Origin of the sequence: Mycobacterium sp. 1164966.3 (assembly GCF_001665395.1) — a bacterium.
Lineage (GTDB): Bacteria > Actinomycetota > Actinomycetes > Mycobacteriales > Mycobacteriaceae > Mycobacterium.
The window spans coordinates 34,587-53,840 of the sequence record NZ_LZSG01000018.1; the positions used below are offsets into that span (position 1 = coordinate 34,587).

At 66.4% G+C, this 19,254-nt stretch carries 19 protein-coding genes; 9 read left to right on the forward strand and 10 right to left on the reverse strand.

Going from position 1 to position 19,254, the window contains the following annotated elements; translation table 11 throughout:
* Positions 1–4: 4 nt before the first annotated feature.
* Positions 5–1,315 carry a class I SAM-dependent methyltransferase gene (locus A9W99_RS06150; protein WP_216639709.1) on the reverse strand — a complete coding sequence of 437 codons (1,311 nt, stop codon included), beginning with the start codon at positions 1,313–1,315 and terminating at the stop codon, positions 5–7.
* Positions 1,312–2,691 carry an FAD-binding oxidoreductase gene (locus A9W99_RS06155; protein WP_067374947.1) on the reverse strand — a complete coding sequence of 460 codons (1,380 nt, stop codon included), beginning with the start codon at positions 2,689–2,691 and terminating at the stop codon, positions 1,312–1,314. Before A9W99_RS06155 ends, A9W99_RS06150 begins: the two co-directional genes overlap by 4 nt.
* Before the next feature lie 79 nt (positions 2,692–2,770).
* Here A9W99_RS06155 and A9W99_RS06160 point away from each other — a divergent pair, with 79 nt between their 5' ends.
* Entirely contained in the window at positions 2,771–3,208 is a 438-nt protein-coding gene (locus A9W99_RS06160) for an SRPBCC family protein (RefSeq protein WP_067374871.1), read from the forward strand.
* Between the two features lie 67 nt (positions 3,209–3,275).
* Here the strand turns inward: A9W99_RS06160 and A9W99_RS06165 are convergent, their stop codons facing one another.
* Positions 3,276–4,007 (reverse strand): Rv3717 family N-acetylmuramoyl-L-alanine amidase, encoded by a 732-nt coding sequence (locus tag A9W99_RS06165; protein WP_256389940.1) that lies wholly within the window; start codon positions 4,005–4,007, stop codon positions 3,276–3,278.
* Between the two features lie 149 nt (positions 4,008–4,156).
* Here A9W99_RS06165 and A9W99_RS06170 point away from each other — a divergent pair, with 149 nt between their 5' ends.
* The 3 genes from A9W99_RS06170 (at position 4,157) to A9W99_RS06180 (ending at position 6,315) form a co-directional block, all read left to right on the forward strand.
* Positions 4,157–4,510, forward strand: coding sequence for a YbaB/EbfC family nucleoid-associated protein (locus A9W99_RS06170; protein WP_067374873.1), 354 nt, complete (start codon positions 4,157–4,159; stop codon positions 4,508–4,510).
* Positions 4,511–4,521: 11 nt separating this feature from the next.
* On the forward strand, positions 4,522–5,133 hold the full coding sequence (gene recR / locus A9W99_RS06175; protein WP_067374875.1) for a recombination mediator RecR: 612 nt from the start codon (positions 4,522–4,524) through the stop codon (positions 5,131–5,133).
* A 120-nt stretch (positions 5,134–5,253) separates the two neighbouring features.
* Positions 5,254–6,315, forward strand: coding sequence for a type III polyketide synthase (locus A9W99_RS06180; protein WP_067374877.1), 1,062 nt, complete (start codon positions 5,254–5,256; stop codon positions 6,313–6,315).
* Between the two features lie 21 nt (positions 6,316–6,336).
* Here A9W99_RS06180 and A9W99_RS06185 read toward each other — a convergent pair whose 3' ends face one another.
* The 3 genes from A9W99_RS06185 to A9W99_RS26440 are packed head-to-tail and all read right to left on the reverse strand — an operon-like array spanning position 6,337 to position 8,520.
* Entirely contained in the window at positions 6,337–7,044 is a 708-nt protein-coding gene (locus A9W99_RS06185) for a type 1 glutamine amidotransferase (protein ID WP_082929858.1), read from the reverse strand.
* A complete protein-coding gene (locus A9W99_RS06190) occupies positions 7,037–8,278 on the reverse strand; it encodes a Mur ligase family protein (protein WP_067374879.1) in 1,242 nt (413 codons plus the stop codon). The genes A9W99_RS06185 and A9W99_RS06190 overlap by 8 nt, the downstream gene beginning before the upstream one ends.
* On the reverse strand, positions 8,275–8,520 hold the full coding sequence (locus tag A9W99_RS26440) for a hypothetical protein (protein WP_067374881.1): 246 nt from the start codon (positions 8,518–8,520) through the stop codon (positions 8,275–8,277). Before A9W99_RS26440 ends, A9W99_RS06190 begins: the two co-directional genes overlap by 4 nt.
* 9 nt (positions 8,521–8,529) lie before the next feature.
* Between A9W99_RS26440 and A9W99_RS06200 the strand changes: the two genes are divergently transcribed.
* Entirely contained in the window at positions 8,530–9,513 is a 984-nt protein-coding gene (locus A9W99_RS06200; RefSeq protein ID WP_067374883.1) for a DEDDh family exonuclease, read from the forward strand.
* 22 nt (positions 9,514–9,535) lie between these two features.
* Here A9W99_RS06200 and A9W99_RS06205 read toward each other — a convergent pair whose 3' ends face one another.
* A complete protein-coding gene (locus A9W99_RS06205) occupies positions 9,536–9,961 on the reverse strand; it encodes a DUF4333 domain-containing protein (RefSeq protein ID WP_067374885.1) in 426 nt (141 codons plus the stop codon).
* Between the two features lie 91 nt (positions 9,962–10,052).
* Positions 10,053–11,174: an FHA domain-containing protein gene (locus A9W99_RS06210; RefSeq protein WP_156622972.1), complete on the reverse strand. Its 1,122-nt coding sequence runs from the start codon at positions 11,172–11,174 to the stop codon at positions 10,053–10,055.
* A gap of 542 nt (positions 11,175–11,716) precedes the next feature.
* On the opposite strand from A9W99_RS06210, the gene A9W99_RS26770 reads away from it, so the two are divergent.
* Positions 11,717–12,376, forward strand: coding sequence for a sensor domain-containing protein (locus A9W99_RS26770; RefSeq protein WP_067374887.1), 660 nt, complete (start codon positions 11,717–11,719; stop codon positions 12,374–12,376).
* Between the two features lie 5 nt (positions 12,377–12,381).
* On the opposite strand, the gene leuA is transcribed toward A9W99_RS26770, so the two are convergent.
* Positions 12,382–14,205, reverse strand: a complete 1,824-nt coding sequence (leuA, locus tag A9W99_RS06220; protein ID WP_067374889.1) for a 2-isopropylmalate synthase — start codon at positions 14,203–14,205, stop codon at positions 12,382–12,384.
* 306 nt (positions 14,206–14,511) lie between these two features.
* On the opposite strand from leuA, the gene A9W99_RS06225 reads away from it, so the two are divergent.
* Positions 14,512–15,777 carry an aspartate kinase gene (locus A9W99_RS06225; protein ID WP_067374891.1) on the forward strand — a complete coding sequence of 422 codons (1,266 nt, stop codon included), beginning with the start codon at positions 14,512–14,514 and terminating at the stop codon, positions 15,775–15,777.
* Between the two features lies 1 nt (position 15,778).
* Positions 15,779–16,813 carry an aspartate-semialdehyde dehydrogenase gene (locus A9W99_RS06230; RefSeq protein ID WP_067374893.1) on the forward strand — a complete coding sequence of 345 codons (1,035 nt, stop codon included), beginning with the start codon at positions 15,779–15,781 and terminating at the stop codon, positions 16,811–16,813.
* Positions 16,814–16,826: 13 nt separating this feature from the next.
* On the opposite strand, the gene A9W99_RS06235 is transcribed toward A9W99_RS06230, so the two are convergent.
* Complete coding sequence (locus A9W99_RS06235; protein WP_067374895.1) at positions 16,827–17,966, reverse strand: RNA-guided endonuclease TnpB family protein; 1,140 nt, start codon at positions 17,964–17,966, stop codon at positions 16,827–16,829.
* Positions 17,967–18,102: 136 nt separating this feature from the next.
* Here A9W99_RS06235 and A9W99_RS06240 point away from each other — a divergent pair, with 136 nt between their 5' ends.
* Positions 18,103–19,212, forward strand: coding sequence for a DUF4185 domain-containing protein (locus A9W99_RS06240; protein WP_371514927.1), 1,110 nt, complete (start codon positions 18,103–18,105; stop codon positions 19,210–19,212).
* Positions 19,213–19,254 lie beyond the last annotated feature (42 nt).

Sequence of the window (19,254 nt, forward strand, 5' to 3'; positions counted from 1 at the left end):
CGAGCTACGGGGTCCACCAAGGTCGCAGCGGCAAATTGTCATTGCCCCAGGTGTCGACGTTGGCCGCCAGCACGTGATGCAGCTGAAGGTTGTTCTGCTCGAAGGCCACTCGGGAAGCGGCCATATACAAACCCCACACTTTGGCGATGGGCAGACCAACTTCCCCGACCGCTGCTTCCCAGTGCTCGACGAGATTGCGGCACCAGTCGCGCAGCGTCATCGCGTAGTGGTGGCGGAAGTTCTCCTCGTGCAGCACTTCCAGCCCGACGTCCTGCACTTCGGTGATGATGCGGCCCGAGCCCGTCAGCTCCCCGTCGGGGAAGACGTAGCGGTCGGTGAAGCCGCCCGCGAAGGAGGTCTGCTTGTTGTCCTGGCGGGTGATGCAGTGGTTGAGCAGCAGCCCGCCGGTGCGCAACTTCGACTTGAGAAAACCGAAGTAGGCCGGGTAGTTCTTCACGCCGATGTGCTCGGTCAGTCCGATCGACGACACGGCGTCGAACCCCGTCTCGGGCACGTCGCGGTAGTCGGAGTGCCGCACCTCGGCCAGATCCTGCAGGCCCTCGTCCTCGATTGCCTTTCGCGCCCACTTGGCCTGCTCGGCCGACAGCGTCGCGCCGATGGCGCGGACGCCGCGGCGCGCCGCGTAACGGACCATGCCGCCCCAGCCGCAGCCCACGTCGAGCAGCCGGTCGCCGGGCTTGAGCCCCAGCTTTTCGAAAATCAGCCGGTACTTGTTCTCCTGGGCCTCTTCCAGCGTCGCGTCGGCGGTCGGATAGACGGCGCAGGTGTAGGTCATCGACGGACCGAGCACCCATTCGTAGAACGTGTTGGAGACGTCGTAGTGGTGGTGGATCGCCTCGGCGTCGCGGGTCTTGCTGTGCATGAAGCCGTCCGCGACCCGACGCCAGCGTGGCGGATTTTCCTGCGGCGGCGGTGCGACCGGCAGCAGGTGTTCGACGCCGATCGACCGCACGACGTTAGCCAGCGTCCGCAACGACGGCCGCTTGAACTCGACCTTGTCGGTCAGCATCTTCAGCAGCTCGTACGGGTCGCCGGGGTGCACACCACGCGCTTGCAGATCACCCGATATGTAGGCGCGGGCGATGCCGAGCTCGCCGGGCGCCGTGGCGAGATAGGTGGCCCCCCGGGGAGTGCAGAGGTCCAGGCCCATCTCGGCGTCGTTGCGTCCCGCCGTGCTGCCGTCGTAGGCGGTGAACTTCAGCGGATGTTGTCCGCCGGCCGTCAGGATCTCCAGCACCTCGGCCATGCTCAGCTTGCCGGTGGTGGCACGCTCTGATTGTTTCGTGGTCGTCATTGTCGTTGCACCGCCTTTGCGTAGAGATCGAGCAGACGCGAGTCGGGGTCGTACGTCTTTTTCACGGTGTTGTAGCACTCCCCGCCGTAGAGCTGATCAAACTCGTCGCGGGTATAAAAGGAATCCGAGTAGAGCGACTTGTGGCCGTCGAGCTCGCTGACCTTGGCTTCGATCCTCCGGTTGGTCGCACCCTCGTCGGAACCGGCCGGCACCGAGGACCAGAACCCGACGTTGACGAAGGTGTGGTCCGGCCGGATCGGATACAGCGGCCAGCCGGCGTTGTCCCGCAACCGCAGGGGGCACAACCACAGCGGCGCGATGGGCACGTTTTCCAGGAACCACCCCAGGAACTCGGTGGTCCTTTCGATCGGCACCTCGACATCCTGCACCACTCGCTCCCGCGGTGGGCGCCCATTGCGTGCCTCGATCCGGTCGGCGATGCCGAAGCGCTGATCCAGCGCCACCAGCTTCCAGTAGACGCTGCTGCGCCGGTACCGGCGGGGCCACCACCGTCGCAGCCGCGGGTGCTGCGCCCCGAAAGCGCGCGAGCACCAAAACCAATCGGTGTCCCACCGCCAGAAGTAGTCGTGGATGGTCAACCGGTCTTCTTTGACGCCGGCGTCGTGCTGAATCGACCGGTAGTAGATGTCTTTACCGGTGTAGTCGCTGACGGGTCCCGGGGTGGTGGTCCGGGTGCCCACACAGAGGTAGCTCTCGTCGGCGCTGAACACCACCCCGTCGAGGTAGTCCACTGCGACGCCGTCCAGTCCGTTGGTGTCGACGACGCGTTCCATCGCCTCTAGCAGCTCGGGCAACGAGTGAAATCGTATGTGCCGCAGCGTTACAAAGGGGGCGACGGGCTCCAACTCTATCCGCAATCTGGTCGAATATCCCAGCGTCCCATAGGAATTCGGAAAGGAGCGATACAGGTCGGCGTGCTTTTCTGGAGACACGGTGAGCAATTCGCCTGCGCCGGTGAGGATGTCCATCTCCAGCACCGATTCGTGCGGCAGACCGTTGCGGAACGATGCCGACTCAATGCCCAATCCGGTGACCGCGCCGCCCAGGGTGATGGTCTTCAGCTGCGGGACCACCAGCGGCGAAAGCCCGTATGGCAGTGTCTCGGTCACCAGATCCTCATAGGTGCACATGCCGGCCACGTCGGCGGTGCGGGCTTCGGGATCGATGCTGATGACCCCGGTCAGTCCGGAGACGTCCAACCCGGGCGCATCGCGTTTGGTGCGGGCGCGGAACAGGTTTGATGTCGGCTTGGCGAGTCGAACCGTGGATGTCGCGGGGATGGACCGATAGCTTGCCAGCAGCCGCTCTACGCCCGACGTGTGAGCCCACAGGGCGGATCTCGGGACAGGCACCAGATATACCCTAGTCTCCGATGACACAGCATGCACCCGCACGCAAGCGGCACCGCAATCACACACTGAGGAGTTGCGCCTGATGGGACAGGTGAGCGCAGCCAGCACGATCTTGGTCAGTGCTGAGCCCGCGGCGACACTGGCTGCAGTCGCGGATTACCAGAACGTCCGCCCGAAAATCCTTTCTCCGCACTACAGCGAGTACGAGGTGCTCGAGGGCGGCCAAGGGCAGGGCACTGTTGCCAAATGGCGGCTGCAGGCCACCGAATCACGCGTCCGCGATGTGCAGGTCAACGTCGACGTGGCCGGCCACACCGTCATCGAAAAGGACGCGAACTCGTCGATGGTCACCAACTGGACCGTGGCTCCGGCGGGACCCGGATCCAGCGTCAGCGTCAAGACCACCTGGAATGGCGCGGGCGGTGTCAAGGGCTTCTTCGAGAAGACGTTTGCGCCGCTGGGGCTGAAGAAGATTCAGGCCGAGGTGCTGGCCAACCTGAAGAAGGAACTGGAGAGCTAGCCCGGCGAGCAGACGCAAAATCGCCCTTTTCGGCGCGAAAACGGGCGATTTTCCGTCTGCTCGCCAGCTAACGCACTTGGCCCTGGGTGGCCAGGAAGCCCGCGATCCCGCGCACCACTGCGTCGGCGTATTTCTGCCGTCCGTCGGGGGACTCCATCAGCGCCGAATCGGCGGGGTTCTTCATATTGCCCAGCTCGACCAGGACGGACGGATACTGCGCCAGGTTCAGTCCGGCCAGATCCGAGCGGCCGTACAGGCCGCCCTGGCCGATGTAGTTGGCAGGCGGGATGCCCGACGCCTGCAGCTGGTCACGCATGATTCGCGCGTACTGCACCGACGGTCCGCCTTGAGCGGCGTTGAGCGGCGGCGCCGAGTAGTTCACGTGGAATCCGCGGCCGGATGGTGGGCCGCCATCGCCGTGCAGGCTGATGATGGCGTTGGGGTGTATCGCGTTCGCCATTTCGGCGCGTTGATCGACGCACGGGCCCAGCGCGTTGTCGTTGGCGCGCGACATCGCGGTCCGGACACCCAGGGCGTTCAAGGCGGCCCGGACTCGCAGCGCGGTGTCCCACGTGAAGGTGTGTTCCTGATAGCCGGTGTTCGTCGAGGTCCCGCTGGCCTGGCAGTCCTTGGTGCCGCCGCGGCCGGTCGGCACCTGCCGGGTGATCGACGCGTCGTTGGCGCCGTTGTGGCCCGGGTCGATGAACACGACCATTCCGTTGATGTTGGACGGGGCTGCGGTGGCCGCCGGCATGATCGCCGTCGCAGCGGCTACAACGACACCGACTAAACCGAGGATCGCTTTGATGCCGGCACTTGTCCCGACACGGGAGCCGTCTGGTACGTCCACGGCGCAAAGGTAACGGCGCTCGGTCTACGCTGGGTGTTTCGAATCGCCCGACAACCGCAGGCGAAACCAACTCGAGACCAAGATGCGAGAGGACTGTCATGCAACCCGGAGGCGATATGTCGGCACTGCTCGCTCAGGCGCAGCAGATGCAGCAAAAGCTGATGGAAGCTCAGCAGCAGTTGGCGAACGCCGAGTTGCTCGGTCAGGCCGGCGGCGGCTTGGTCAAGGTCCTCGTAAAGGGCAGCGGCGAAGTGGTTTCGGTGACCATCGATCCCAAGGTCGTGGACCCGTCGGACATCGAGACCTTGCAGGACCTGATCGTCGGCGCCATGGCCGACGCGTCTAAGCAAGTCACGAAAATGGCGCAGGAGCGGTTGGGAGCACTGGCCGGAGCCATGACGCCGCCGAGTCCGCCGAGCCCGCCGGGTGTGCCCGGCGTTGGTGGGCCCTGACCCGGACTGACATGTTCGAAGGACCCGTCCAGGATCTGATCGACGAGCTCGGCAAGCTGCCGGGTATCGGCCCCAAGAGTGCCCAGCGCATCGCCTTCCACCTGCTGTCGGTCGAACCGCCGGAGATCGACCGGCTGACCGCCGTGCTGGCGAAAGTCCGTGCCGGCGTGCAGTTCTGCGCGGTGTGCGGCAACGTTTCCGACCACGAGCGGTGCCGGATCTGCGCCGATCCGCGCCGGGACGGCTCGCTGGTGTGCGTCGTTGAGGAGCCGAAGGACATCCAGGCCGTCGAGCGCACTCGCGAGTTTCGGGGCCGCTACCACGTCCTTGGTGGCGCGCTGGATCCGCTGTCCGGGATCGGTCCCGAACAGCTGCGCATCCGTGAGCTGCTGAGTCGCATCGGCGAGCGGGTCGACGGGGTGGACATCACCGAAGTGATCATCGCTACCGACCCAAACACCGAGGGCGAGGCCACCGCGACCTACCTGGTTCGCATGCTGCGCGACATCCCCGGCCTGACCGTGACGCGGATTGCGTCCGGGCTGCCGATGGGCGGCGACCTGGAGTTCGCCGACGAGCTGACCCTTGGCCGCGCGTTGACCGGCCGCCGCGCCATGGTTTAGCGCGTCACCTACTTGCAGCGACCAAATCTGTGTGACGGCGCCTCGATCGCCGACTAAGCTTCGGCCTCGAGGGATCCGGTTGAACCGTTCGACCCAGATCCTCGTCACGGGGTGGGACCAATGAGCGTAATTGCAGGCGTGTTTGGCGCGTTGCCGCCGTATCGGTATTCCCAGGAAGAGCTCACGGATCTGTTTTCCAGCATCCCGGAGTTCAAGGGTTACGAAGACATCATCCGGCAGGTGCATGCCAGCGCCAAAGTCAACGGCCGCCACCTCGTCCTGCCGAAGGAAAGGTATCGGGCGCTGGCCGACTTCGGCGAGGCAAACCGGATCTTCATCGAAAACGCTGTGGACCTCGGGTGTCAGGCACTAATGGGAGCGCTGGAGGAGGCGCGCCTGCAACCGCAAGACCTCGACATGCTCATTACGACGACGGTCACCGGGCTCGCGGCGCCGTCGTTGGACGCCCGGATCGCCGGGCGGCTGGGCCTGCGTGACGATGTGCGGCGGGTTCCGCTGTTCGGCCTGGGGTGTGTGGCCGGAGCGGCCGGGGTAGCACGGCTGCACGACTTCGTGCGCGGCATGCCGGACGGCGCCGCGGCCCTGATCTCGGTCGAGCTCTGCTCGCTCACCTACCCGGGGTACAAGCCGACGCTGGCCGGTTCGGTGGGCAGTGCGCTGTTTGCTGACGGAGCTGCGGCGGTGGTTGCCGTCGGCGAGCGTCGCGCCGAACACATCGGCGCCGGGGGCCCGGACATCCTCGATTCGCGTAGCTGTCTCTACCCCGGCTCGCTGGACGCCATGGGCTACGACGTGGGCACCGGAGGGTTTGAACTGGTGTTGTCCAAGGACGTCGCGACTGCGCTGGAGCAAAACATCGGCGCGGACGTCACGAAGTTTCTGGCCGCGCACGGCTTGACCACCACCGACATCGGCGCCTGGGTTGTCCATCCCGGTGGTCCCAAGATCATCGATGCGATCACCAAGGCCCTCGACCTCCCACCTGAGGCCCTGGAACTGACGTGGCGTTCGCTAGGCGAGGTAGGCAACCTGTCGTCGGCGTCGGTGTTGCACGTGCTGCGCGACACCCTCGCCAAACCGCCGCCCAGCGAAAGCCCGGGCCTGATGATCGGTATGGGCCCTGGCTTGTGTGCCGAACTCGTGTTGCTGCGCTGGCACTGATTCGCGCGTGGCGCCTAGGCCTCAACGTGCCGAGAGTCGTTCGCGGCGCAGCAGGTCCACCTCGGGCAGCTCCAGCGGCGGCAACTCGCCCACCACTTGCGAAAGCAGCCAGTCGGCGAGCTCGGGGTTGCGCGCCAGGCATGGCCCGTGCATATAAGTCGCGACGACGCTGCCCTGAACCGCGCCGTCGGCGCCATCGCCGGCGCGGTTTCCCGCGCCCTTGACGACCTGGCCCAGCGGGGACGCCGCGGCGCCCAGTACCGTGCCGCCGCGATGGTTCTCGAACCCGGTGAGGTGCTGGGTCAGGCCGCCGAGCAGCGGCTTGCTCACCAGCTCGCCGATGGTGCGCGAATGCTGCGGCGAGGTGGTCAGGTCGAGCAGCCCCACCCCTTCGACTCGCTCCCCGGCAGACGTTTCATACCAGTGCCCGAGCACCTGAATGGCGGCACAGATGGCCAGCACGGGAGCGCCACGGCCGGCCGCGCGCTGCAGGCCCGGGTGTCGCGTCAGGTGTCGAGTGGCCAGCCGCTGCGCGTAGTCCTCGGCGCCGCCCAGCGTGTACAGGTCCAGTGACTCCGGCACCGGTTCGGCAAGCGTGATCTCGACGACCTCGGCCGCGATGCCGCGCAAGAGCAGTCGTCGGCGCAGCACGACGGCGTTGCCGCCGTCGCCGTAGGTGCCCATCACGTCGGGCAGCACCAACCCGATGCGCACAGTTGAGTCAGCCACGGCGCATCAACCTGCGCTGCAGCTGAAGAAACGCGGTGTAGTTGGCGACGACCTCGACCCGCCCTGGTGGGCACGAGGCGATGGCGGCGAGCGTGTCGTGCACCAGGGTGTGCGGCACGCCCGCGTATCCCAGGCGCACTGCCAGGTCGGTGCCGCGTTCCCCGGCGGCTACCACCGGGGTGGTTTTGCTAGCGTCCGCGAAGTGCTCGAAGCGCACGTCCCACAGCCAGGACAAGTCCTCGCCGTCGGGAATCTGCCCGTTGACCGCGATCACCACCCCGTCCGCGTTCTCGTCCACCATGGACAGAGCCTCCTGCCAGCCCGCCGGATTCTTGGCCAGCAGGATGCGCGCCTCATGTGGACCGATGCGCACGGTCCGGTAGCGTCCGGCAACTTCGTCGACGGCGGATACCGCCGCGACGGCCTTCGCCGGATCGGCGCCCAGCACGACGGCAGCGGCGACGGCCTGAGCGGCGTTGCCGCGATTGACCGAGCCGGGAAGCGCCAGGCGCATCGGCAGCGTCAGCCCGTCGGGCCCGTATAGGTTGTCCTCATCGAACCACCAGTCAGGGCTGGGCCGCTTGAAGTCGGTGCCGGTGCTGTGCCACTGCCCCGCCTCGCGGACGATGACCTCGCCGCTGCGGGGACAGCTCACCGAGTCGTTCGACCAGGCTCCGCCCGCGGCGACCCACACCACGTTGGGGCTGTCGTAGGCCGCCGATGCCATCAGCACGTCGTCGCAGTTGGCGATCACGACCGCCGTCGGGTGCCGGGCCAACCCGGCCCGCAGCGTTCGTTCGATGACGTTGATCTCGCCGACGCGGTCAAGCTGGTCGCGGGACAGGTTGAGCAGCACGACGGCGGACGGCTCGACCGCGTCGGACACATGCGGCACATGCATCTCGTCGACCTCCAGGGCTGCCAGCGGGGCCCGACGGTCGGCGGCCAGCGCGGCCACCAGACCGGCGTCCATGTTGGCGCCCTCGGCGTTGGTGGCCACCGCGCCCAGCGTCCCCAAGGCCGCGGCGACCATGCGGGTGGTCGTCGACTTGCCGTTGGTGCCGGTGACGACGACCGTGCGCCGGCCCTGCCCCAGCTGGCGCAGCACAGAGCGATCCAGGGTCATCGCCACCAGGCCGCCGATCATCGCCCCGGCCCCGCGTCCGGTTGCACGCGACGCCCAGCGCGCGCCTGCCCCGGCGGCCAGGGCAAGACGTGCACGGGTGGTAATCACCCGCGCAGTTTAAGGGCGATCGCAAGCGCGGCGCTCAGCGCCGGGCGCCGCGGGTCGACCTCGTCCGGTTCAAGGGCGATCGCAAGCGCGGCGCTCAGCGCCGGGCGCGGCGGGTCGACCTCACCGACTTCAAGGGCGATCGCAAGCGCGGCGCTCAGCGCCGGGCGCCAGCGGGTCGGCCTCAGCGACTCAAGTGCCGACACGTTGCGCAGCGACCGGGTGATGTCGGTTGGGCGTGCCATCCTCAACCCATGAGCCACACCTGGGGACGGCCGGCCAGCCACCCGGACGAGGGCTGGGCCGTCATCGATGTCGAGACATCGGGTTTTCGCCCGGGACAGGCGCGCGTCATCAGCATCGCTGCCCTTGGCCTCGATGCCGACGGCCGGGTGGAGCAATCTGTGGTCAGCCTCCTGAACCCTGGCGTGGATCCGGGCCCCACCCACGTGCACGGCCTGACCGCCGCGATGCTGGAAGACCAGCCGCAGTTCTCCGACATCGTGGGTGATGTGGTGAAGGTGCTGCGTGGCCGCACGCTGGTGGCACACAATGTCGCCTTCGACTACGCGTTCCTGGCTGCCGAGGCCGAGATCGCGGAAGCCGAGCTTCCCGTCGACACCGTCATGTGCACTGTCGAGCTGGCACGCCGGCTGAACCTCGGCATCGACAACTTGCGGCTGGAAACGCTGGCGGCGCACTGGGGTGTGAGCCAGCAGCGCCCGCACGACGCGTTCGACGACGCAACGGTGTTGACCGGGGTGCTGGCGGCGGCGCTACGGCGGGCACGTGAACGCGATGTGTGGCTGCCGGTTCGTCCGGTGACCCGACGGCGGTGGCCCAACGGCCGGGTGACGCACGACGAGCTGCGACCGCTCAAAGCGCTGGCTTCCCGACTGCCCTGTCCATATCTGAACCCGGGCCGCTACGTCCGCGGCAGGCCGCTGGTCCAGGGCATGCGGGTGGCGCTGGCCGCTGAGGTAGGACGTACCCATGAGGAGCTCGTCGAGCGGATCCTGCACGCCGGGCTGGCCTACAGCGACGCCGTAGACGTCGAGACCTCGCTGGTGGTTTGCAATGAAAACGCTCCCGAACAGGGCAAGGGATATCACGCCGTGCAGTTGGGGGTGCCGATGGTGTCTGACGCCCAGTTCATGGACAGCGTCGACTCGGTCGTCGGTGGTCGCAGCATGGAGGAGTTCACCGCCATCGTCGACGACCAGTTCGCCCTGTTCTGACACCCCGGCTGCAAAGACCGACCTACTGGGGCTGGCCGATCTCGTAGCTGCCCGCATTGTCGGTGAACCGCACGGGAAACTGCCACCGCACGCTGTCGATGGTCGCCTCGCAGGTGAACGTGGTCCCCTTCTTGATGGTGGGGTTGCGACCACCGTTGCAGACGACGCCGTCGACGTTCCTGGCGCGGTAACCGGCGGGGTCGACGAGAACGCGTTCGATACCCGCCTGCGCCTGGTGGACGTCGAGCTGGCGGGTGAGAAAGAAGCCTGGCGCACCGAAGCCCAATATCAACAGCACAGCGATCAACAGGATGGACAGCACAGCAGCAGTGAGCAGCAGGGCCCGCTTCGGATACCGGCCGGGCGCCGGGGGCGGCGTCGGGAAATATTGCTGGGCGAACGGCGGCCAGGGCGGCGCCATCGGATATGCAACGTGTTGAGGGTTCATGGTTCGACCTTGCTGATGACGTTCAAAGCGTGTTATACGGCATTAGCATAGCGTCGCAACAGTTTAGTTATTGCAGCACGACGGGGAATGGTCAGCTCATCGTCAGCTGGGCGATAAGGGTTGTGATTGCCTCGGCAGCATCCTGCGGAATTGGGCGGTCGGATTCGGCATCTTCGAGGACATCGATCGGCAGTCCTGCGGCGGTCGCGGCCTCGTCGAGGCTTATCTCGGCGCGATGGCGAGCTCCGTGCAAGCGTTGACCCAGCGTGGCGCGGGGGGATCCCGCGGCGCGGGTCATCAGGTCGTTGTAGGTGCGCCGCACGCTGCTCAACGCCAAGACGACGGACGGTGTCCCTTTGGCGTTGCGCGCGGCGTTGGCCGCCACCTTCTCGAGTTTCCGCAGATCAGCAAGGATGCTGCTGGCGCGCGGGGTGAAGTCGGGATCCGACGGGTCAGGCAGGGCCGTGATTGCCGCGGCGATGCTGTGCATGGCCAACTCGACCGCCTCGGCCATCAACGGCGCCCGCACGGTATCGCTGAACGCTTCGGTCGCCTGGTCGGACGGAGCGGCGGCGGGTGCGCCGGGCGCGGCGGCCGCTCCGCTGCGGATGCGAGCGATGGTGCCGGGCGGCCAATTCAGCACCTTCTCCAGCTTCGACAGCGTCGCGCGGCGCGGCCAGCTGCGGCCCTTCTCGAACGCGATCAGGGTGCCCGCGTTGATGATCTTGTCCCGGGCAAGGCTGCGTTGCGTGAGCTCGAGTTCATTCCGGCGCGCGGCTACCGCGCGGCCGGCACGCGCGACACCGGGATCCGTCTCACCTTCCCACCACTCGTCCTCGTCAGGCTCGGCCACGTCGAGCACACCTGTTACTTCGAGTGAGTCGTCAATCGGTTGACCGGGCCTCAGGCTCACCGGAATCCCGTCGGGGGCGCCGAGGTGAATCGTGGTGGGGCCGGTGATGAGCACCGAGTTGCGGCGCACGTCGTCCAGGTACATGCCATTGGTGCTGGTGTCGATCGCTTCCCAGCCGTCGCGGCGCGGTTCCAGTCGAAGATGCCACCGGGAGATCCGGTCGTCGGTGATCCGCATGGCCGCCCCGGCGTCTCGGCCGATGACGGCGACGCCGGACCGCGGGTCGAGGGTCTGTGTTTCTGCCCCGATTTGCACCGCCAGACGCGGTGCGACCGGCGGAGCGCCGTGGTCAATTGTCACTGCTGACTCCCGTTGTCCGTGCAAGCTGCGCCTACAGATGCTACATCTTTCCTGCGACGTGATCGGGCGCTGAATCGCGGAAGCGCTTCAATACTCACCCGCCACCACGCAGCCAAGGTGGCGTCGGCCCGGCAAACACATTGTGAGATGCGGATAGTCATAGCGGGCTGAAGTGTCTATTGGCGCAGTTCAGCCACGCAATCGGAAGCCTGGCCGCGCATTCCGGACGTAGCGCTACAGATAATATGTTGCATAAATGCCACTGCTTCGTTTATAGTCGTGGCATCCGCGCGTCCGAGAGCGAGCTAGAAGCGATGAGTGCAGGCATGAGGCCCCAGCGGAGGGCGACCGGGCCGGTCGAGGGGTTGGGCCGGGTCGTGCCGCCGAATCGGCCTGCTAGCGGGAAGGAATCCATGATGTCCCCAGCCACGAATCTGTCTGAACCTGCTGGTCGCGCTCGAGGGCGCGGGCGTCGCGCCGGTCGGGCGCGGATTGCTGTCGGTTTGCGGGGCGCCACGTTCGCAGCCTTCGGCCTGTGTCTGATGCTGACCGGCTGCTCAGTCACCACCGCGGGCCGACCGACCGCCGCACCTGACCTCGGTCGTTGGCAGCCCGCGCCCATTCAGCCCGCGCAACTCAACGGGCTGTTGCTCTCCCCGAGCGAAGTCAACGACATCGGTGGATCGACCGACCTGACCTTGCGCAGCACGCTCTCTCAGATGGCCACCGACGACGAGAATGTGATCGGCCGTCACTGCCTGGATATCTACTCGCCGGTCCAAGAGACCGTCTACCGCGACAGCAATTGGAACGTCGTGACCGGGCAGCTGCTGAACGATGCGGAAGCGCAGGGCAGCGCTCGCCACGCGGTCATTCAAGCGCTGGTGGGTTTCCCGGACGCCGAAGCGGCTCAGCAATTCTTCCAGCAGGCCGAACAACGGTGGTCTGCATGCTCCGGCAGGTCCGCCTTCGTGGTCCGGCCGGGCCATGCCCCCGTCGCCTGGACGTTTCACGATGTCGAGACCAGCGACAACACCCTGACCGCGACGCAGATCCCCAGCTTCAGAGACGGCTACACCTGCCAACGAGCGATGGGACTGCGCAACAACGTGATCATCGACACGCTGTGGTGCGGCTTCGGCACGACGAACCAAGCGGCCCAGGTCGTCGGCAAGATTGCTGCCGCCGTCTCACATACGTAAGTGGCTTATCCGGCGAGTGCCCGATTGACCGCGGACACCACAGCGCGCAGTGACGCCGTGGTGATCGACGGCGCAATCCCCACCCCCCACACGGTCCGGCCTGCAATCGAGGCCTCGACGTAGGCGGCCGCCTGAGCGTCGCCGCCGGCGCTCATCGCGTGCTCGGAGTAGTCCAAAACCGCAACCTGGAAGCCGACGCTGCCCAGCGCATCCACGAACGCGTCCAGCGGGCCATTGCCGGAGCCGCTGATCTCGGTCTCGACCCCGTTGATCTTGACCGTCGCGGTGATGCTGGTCGTGCCGCTGTCCTCCTCGGGAGCATCGACTCGTTGCTTCATGCGCTCCAGCGGCAGTATCGGCGCCAGGTACTCCTCGGAGAAGGCCTCCCACATCTCCTTCGGCGAGACCTCGCCGCCCTCGCCGCCTTCTCCTTCACTGATCCTTTGGATCAGCCGCGAGAACTCGATCTGTAACCGTCGCGGCAGGACCAGGCCGTAATCGGCCTTCATGATGTAGGCCACCCCACCCTTGCCGGACTGTGAGTTGACCCGGATCACCGCCTCGTAGGTGCGACCGACATCTTTGGGGTCGATCGGCAGATACGGCACCTGCCACAGCATGTCCTCGACGTCGGAGTCGGCGGCGTCCGCATCCACTTTCATCGCGTCGAGTCCCTTGTTGATGGCGTCCTGATGGCTGCCGGAGAACGCGGTGTAGACCAGATCGCCGCCGTAGGGGTGACGCTCGTGTACGGGCAGTTGGTTGCAGTACTCCACGGTGCGCCGGATCTCGTCGATGTTGGAGAAGTCGATCTGCGGGTCGATGCCGCGGGAGAACAGGTTCAGCCCCAGCGTCACCAGGCAGACGTTGCCGGTGCGCTCGCCGTTGCCGAACAGGCAGCCCTCGATCCGGTCGGCGCCGGCGGCGAAGCCCAATTCGGCTGCGGCGACAGCGGTTCCGCGATCGTTGTGCGGATGCAGGCTGAGGATGACGGACTCCCGGTTGGCCAGGTTGCGGCTCATCCACTCGATCGAGTCGGCGTAGACGTTGGGGGTCGCCATCTCGACGGTGGCCGGCAGGTTGAAGATGATCGGGTTCGCCGGCGTCGGCTGGATGACCTCGGCCACGGCGTCGCAGACCTGTTTGGCGTACTCCAGTTCGGTTCCGGTGTAAGACTCCGGCGAATACTCGAACCGCCACCGTGTCCCCGGATATTTAGCGGCTTCCTCGACGCACTTTCGGGCGCCGTCGGTCGCGATCGCCTGCACCGCGGGCCGGTCGGCGTGAAAGACCACGCGGCGCTGCAGGATCGACGTCGAGTTGTAGAAGTGCACGATGGCCTGCGGCGCTCCCTCGCACGCCTCGAATGTGCGCTCGATCAGCTCGGGGCGGCATTGGGTCAGCACCTGGATGGTGACGTCGTCGGGAATGACGCCGTCGGTGATGATCTCCCGAACGAAGTCGAAGTCGGTCTGGCTGGCCGACGGGAAGCCAACTTCGATCTCCTTGTAGCCCATGCGGACCAGCAGATCGAACATGCGGCGCTTGCGGGCTGGGCTCATCGGATCGATCAACGCCTGATTGCCGTCACGCAGGTCCACCGCGCACCACAGGGGAGCACGTGTGATGATCCGGTCCGGCCAGGTGCGGTCGGGCAGGGTGATGGGCTCGACCTCGTCGGCGAACGGCCGGTACCGGTGAATCGGCATCGACGAGCCGCGTTGGGGATTCCACACCGGCTGACCGAGCCTGGGTGGCCCGGCGGGTTTCACGACGGTGCGAGCTTTCGAAGACTCGGTATAGGCGTCAGGTGAATCGAAACTGGTCACGGTAATTGCTCCGGGGATGTGAGAAGGAACCTCAGACCGGCGCATCGCCGACGCCCGCGACGGGAAGCCGGTCTGGATCAGACCCCGTCGCGGCGTCCGAGGAGGAGCACCCGCTGCACGTCAAGAACTCTACCGCGATCCGCGCCGAGCCCAAAACCGCGCCTGAGCGCCGAACCTGGGGCCTAGGGACGATTCGAGCGCAGTTTTCGTACCTAGAGCCCACACTCGGCACCTGAGAGCCGACGAAATCGGGATGCGCCGCCAAGTATTCTGTTGAGGACTTAATCCACGAGACAGGACAGATCAGTGGCGCTCGTCGTGCAGAAGTACGGCGGATCCTCGGTGTCCGACGCCGACCGAATCCGTCGCGTCGCCGAGCGCATCGTGGAGACCAAGAAGCAGGGCAACGATGTGGTGGTCGTTGTTTCTGCGATGGGCGACACCACCGACGACCTGCTCGACCTGGCTCAACAGGTATGCCCCGTCCCGCCGCCGCGGGAACTCGACATGCTGCTGACCGCCGGTGAACGCATCTCCAACGCGCTGGTCGCGATGGCGATCGAATCGCTTGGCGCCAAAGCGCGGTCGTTCACCGGGTCGCAGGCCGGGGTGATCACCACCGGCACGCACGGCAACGCGAAAATCATCGACGTGACACCGGGACGGCTGCAGGCGGCGCTGGACGAAGGGCGCGTCGTATTGGTGGCCGGATTTCAAGGCGTCAGCCAGGACACCCGCGACGTCACCACGCTGGGTCGCGGCGGTTCGGACACCACGGCGGTGGCCCTGGCGTCGGCCCTGCGCGCCGATGTCTGCGAGATCTACACCGATGTGGATGGCATCTTCAGCGCGGACCCGCGGATCGTGCCCAACGCCCGCAAGCTGGACACGGTCACCTTCGAGGAGATGCTCGAGATGGCGGCGTGCGGGGCCAAGGTGTTGATGCTGCGCTGCGTGGAGTACGCCCGCCGCTACAACATGCCGGTGCATGTCCGGTCGTCGTATTCGGACAAGCTGGGCACCGTCGTCGTCGGATCGATCAAGGACATACCCATGGAAGACCCCATCCTGACCGGTGTAGCTCATGACCGCAGCGAGGCCAAGGTCACCGTCGTCGGAATACCGGACATCCCGGGCTATGCGGCCAAGGTTTTCCGGGCGGTCGCCGACGCCGACGTCAACATCGACATGGTCTTGCAGAACGTGTCCAAGGTGGAGGACGGCAAAACCGACATCACCTTCACCTGTTCACGCGACATCGGGCCCACCGCCGTCGCCAAGCTGGACGCACTCAAAGATGAGATCGGCTTCACCCAACTGCTCTATGACGACCACATCGGCAAGGTGTCGCTGATCGGCGCGGGAATGCGCAGCCACCCGGGCGTGACGGCGACCTTCTGCGAGACGCTGGCCGGCGTGGGGGTCAACATCGACCTGATCTCCACCTCCGAGATCCGCATTTCGGTGTTGTGCCGCGACACCGAACTGGACAAGGCCGTCGTGGCGTTGCACGAGGCGTTCGGGCTCGGCGGTGAGGAGAAGGCGACGGTGTACGCGGGGACGGGTAGATAACGTGGTGTCAATCGGAGTAGTGGGAGCCACCGGTCAGGTGGGGCAGGTGATGCGCGCCCTGCTCGACGAGCGCGACTTCCCGGCAGACACGGTGCGGTTCTTCGCATCGGCCCGTTCCCAGGGGCGCAAGCTGCCGTTCCGTGGCCAGGAGATCGAGGTCGAAGACGCCGCGACCGCCGACCCTAGCGGCTTGGACATCGCATTGTTCTCGGCCGGCAAGACGACGTCGCTGGCGCAGGCGCCGCGCTTCGCCGCCGCCGGGGTAACCGTGATCGACAACTCGTCGGCGTGGCGCAAGGACCCCGACGTGCCGTTGGTGGTGTCCGAGGTGAACTTCTCACGCGACGCGCACAACCGACCGAAAGGCATCATCGCCAACCCGAACTGCACCACGATGGTCGCGATGCCGGTGCTCAAGGTGTTACACGACGAAGCCCAGCTGGTGCGCATGGTCGCCTCGACATATCAAGCGGTCTCCGGGACGGGCCTGGCCGGGGTGGCGGGCGTGGCCGCGCAGGCGCGCGCGGTGGTCGACGACGCCGAACAGCTGGTGCACGACGGCGGCGCGGTCGAGTTTCCGGCGCCGAATGCCTATGTCGCGCCGATCGCCTTCAATGTGTTGCCCCTGGCCGGATCCCTGGTGGACGACGGCTCCGGCGAAACCGACGAGGACCAGAAGCTGCGCCACGAAAGTCGCAAGATCCTCGGCATCCCCGACCTGCACGTCAGCGGCACCTGCGTGCGAGTGCCGGTGTATACCGGGCACTCACTGTCCATCAATGCCGAGTTCGCCCGGCCACTGTCACCCGAACGGGCGCGTGAACTGCTCGATGGCGCCCCGGGAGTGAAGCTGGTTGATGTTCCGACTCCGCTGGCCGCCGCCGGCATCGACGACTCACTGGTCGGGCGCATCCGCAATGACCCTGGGGTGCCGGACGGGCGAGGGCTGGCATTGTTCATCTCGGGTGACAACCTGCGCAAGGGCGCGGCACTGAACACCATCCAGATCGCCGAGTTGCTGGCCTGCGAATTTTGACATCCTCCCCGCCCTAAAGGACCAGGATTCCCGGCTCGGCAAGCACCCGTACCTCGTGGAGATCCGAATGTCTTACACCTTCAGCACCGACAGGGTTGAGACCAGCCCTGGCCAGAATGACTCTGGCAGCGTTTCGGTCGCGGTCGCTAATTGCCCCGCAGGACCCGCACACGAAAACCCGTTGCGACAACAGCAGGCGGGACTTGGCTCTCGTACCGCAACCGCTGCACGTCATCGTGGTGTAGGCGGGCGGCACCAACACCACCTTTCGGCCCGCCCGCTGGGCGTACTCGATCAATGTGGCTTTAGTCGCGCCGATGGCGCCGTCGGCAGACTTACGCGCCATACGGGACTTCGCCAGAAACCGCGGCTTGAAATCCTCAACCGCCAACACCCCGTGGGCGGCAACGACTTTGGTGGCCCACTTACGCGCGTTGTCTTGGCGCTGCCGGGCGACCTTCTTCGACAATTTGGCCACCGCGCGTTTCGCGCCGAAGTAACCCTTAGACGCTCCTTGGCCGCGAGCCGGTTTGCGCCGCGCCATAGTGCGCTGCGCACGCGCAAGTTCGCTGGCGGCACGCTTTCCGTGTTCGGGGTGCGCCAGGTCGTATTGCGGGTCGGTGGTGGTCGCCACCGCGCTCACCCCCCAGTCAACGCCGATGGCCTGATCGCAAGCCGGCAGCGTTTCGCCGTCGCGGCGCACGACGAAGCTGGCATACCAGTGCCCGATGCTGTCGCGGTAGACGCGCACACTGCTCGGCTCCGCCGGCAACTCCCGCGACCACACCACCGGGATGCGCAGCCCACCGGCAAGACACAAACAGCTCTTGCTGAGGGCGAATCCCCGCTTGGTGTAGTTCAAGCTCGGCCGGCAGCGTTTGGCGGACTTAAACTTGCGGCGCCCCTTGCCCTTGGCGCGCTTGGCGCGGAAATTGCGCAGCATCTGCTGTTGGGTCACCACCGAACCCTGACGCAACCACTCGCGCTCACCCCGCCAGCCGGTCAAGGTGGTGTCATCGACCCACTCACCCGTTTCGTTGAGTCGTTCCACCGCTCGATTCCACACCCACCGACAACGGTCCCACTCGGCCAGCAACGCCGCCAGGGCGGCCGCGCCCGGACGCAACCGGTACCGATACCTGACGATGTTCACGCATCGGACGTTACCGACGCGGTACGACAACAGCGCCCATTCCTTCCCGGCCGAAAGGCCGAGGCTTCCTGGGCGGTAATTAGGTGATCTGCGGGTGAAGTCCGCCCGCACCCGCCGGTTTTCGCGATGCTCGCGGTTGGCTGCGTATCTCTTTGTCGCGCAGTGCCTTTGGGGTCTGTGGGTGGCTCACGCCGACCCGCCGGCGCCGATTCCGCAGCCGATCCTGCAGCCGCTGGCGCCGGGTCAGGTGCTGCGCATCGGGCCAACGGCCGGCACCGGAACGCCCACCGGGGACTACGGCGTCGGCGCCACGGACCTGTGCGAGTTCGTCGAGTTCCCGACGCAGCTGCTGCAGGTCTGCGGCGACAGTTTCGCCGGCCAGGGCGTCGGCTTCGGAGGCTGGTACTCGCCGGTTGCGCTGCACGTCGACACCGCATCGGTCGACGACCCCTCCGGGGTGCGCTACACGGGTGTCACCGGAATCAGCCAACCGCTGCTGGCCGATCCCGCCCCGCCCGGAGACTCACAGCTACCCGCCGGAGTGGTGCAGATCAACCGGCGCAACTACCTGATGGTGACCACCACCCACAACCTCGAGCCGCAGAGCTCGCGGCTGGTCATGCCGGTACCGGCGCGCGCCGGTTGGCAGACCATTGCCGGATCCCGCCGCGATGCGTCATACCAGGGCGGTCGTCAGACCCAGATCAGCGGATATTATGACCCGATCCCCACCCCCGACTCGGCGAGCGGATGGGTATACATCGTCGCCAACAGCTTCACCCGCAGAGATCCCGTGATGCTGTACCGCGCAACGCCTCAGACCTTCGTCGACCGGTCTCGCTGGCAGGGCTGGGCGGCTGGACCCGGCGGCGGATGGAACAGGCCGCCGACGCCGCTGTGGCCCGACAAGGTGGGCGAGATGTGCATCCGGCAGATCGACGGCAAGACCGTGCTGTCCTATTTCAACGCCAGCACGGGCGACATGGAGGTCCGGGTCGCCAACGATCCGACGTCGCTGGGCGATGCGCCGGCGACCACGGTGGTGCAGCACGACGAATGGCCCGAGCCCGCGGAAAGTCTGCCGGCCCCGTATGACAACCGGCTGGCGCAGCCCTACGGCGGGTACATCTCGCCGGGGTCCACACTCGACGAACTGCGAATCTTCGTCAGCCAGTGGGACACTCGCGCGCGGGTCAGTGCGCCGTACCGGGTGATCCAATTCGCCGTCAACCCGTTCAAGCCGTAGTCAGCGGGTACGCGGTAGATCCCGCGAGGTCACGCCGCGCAT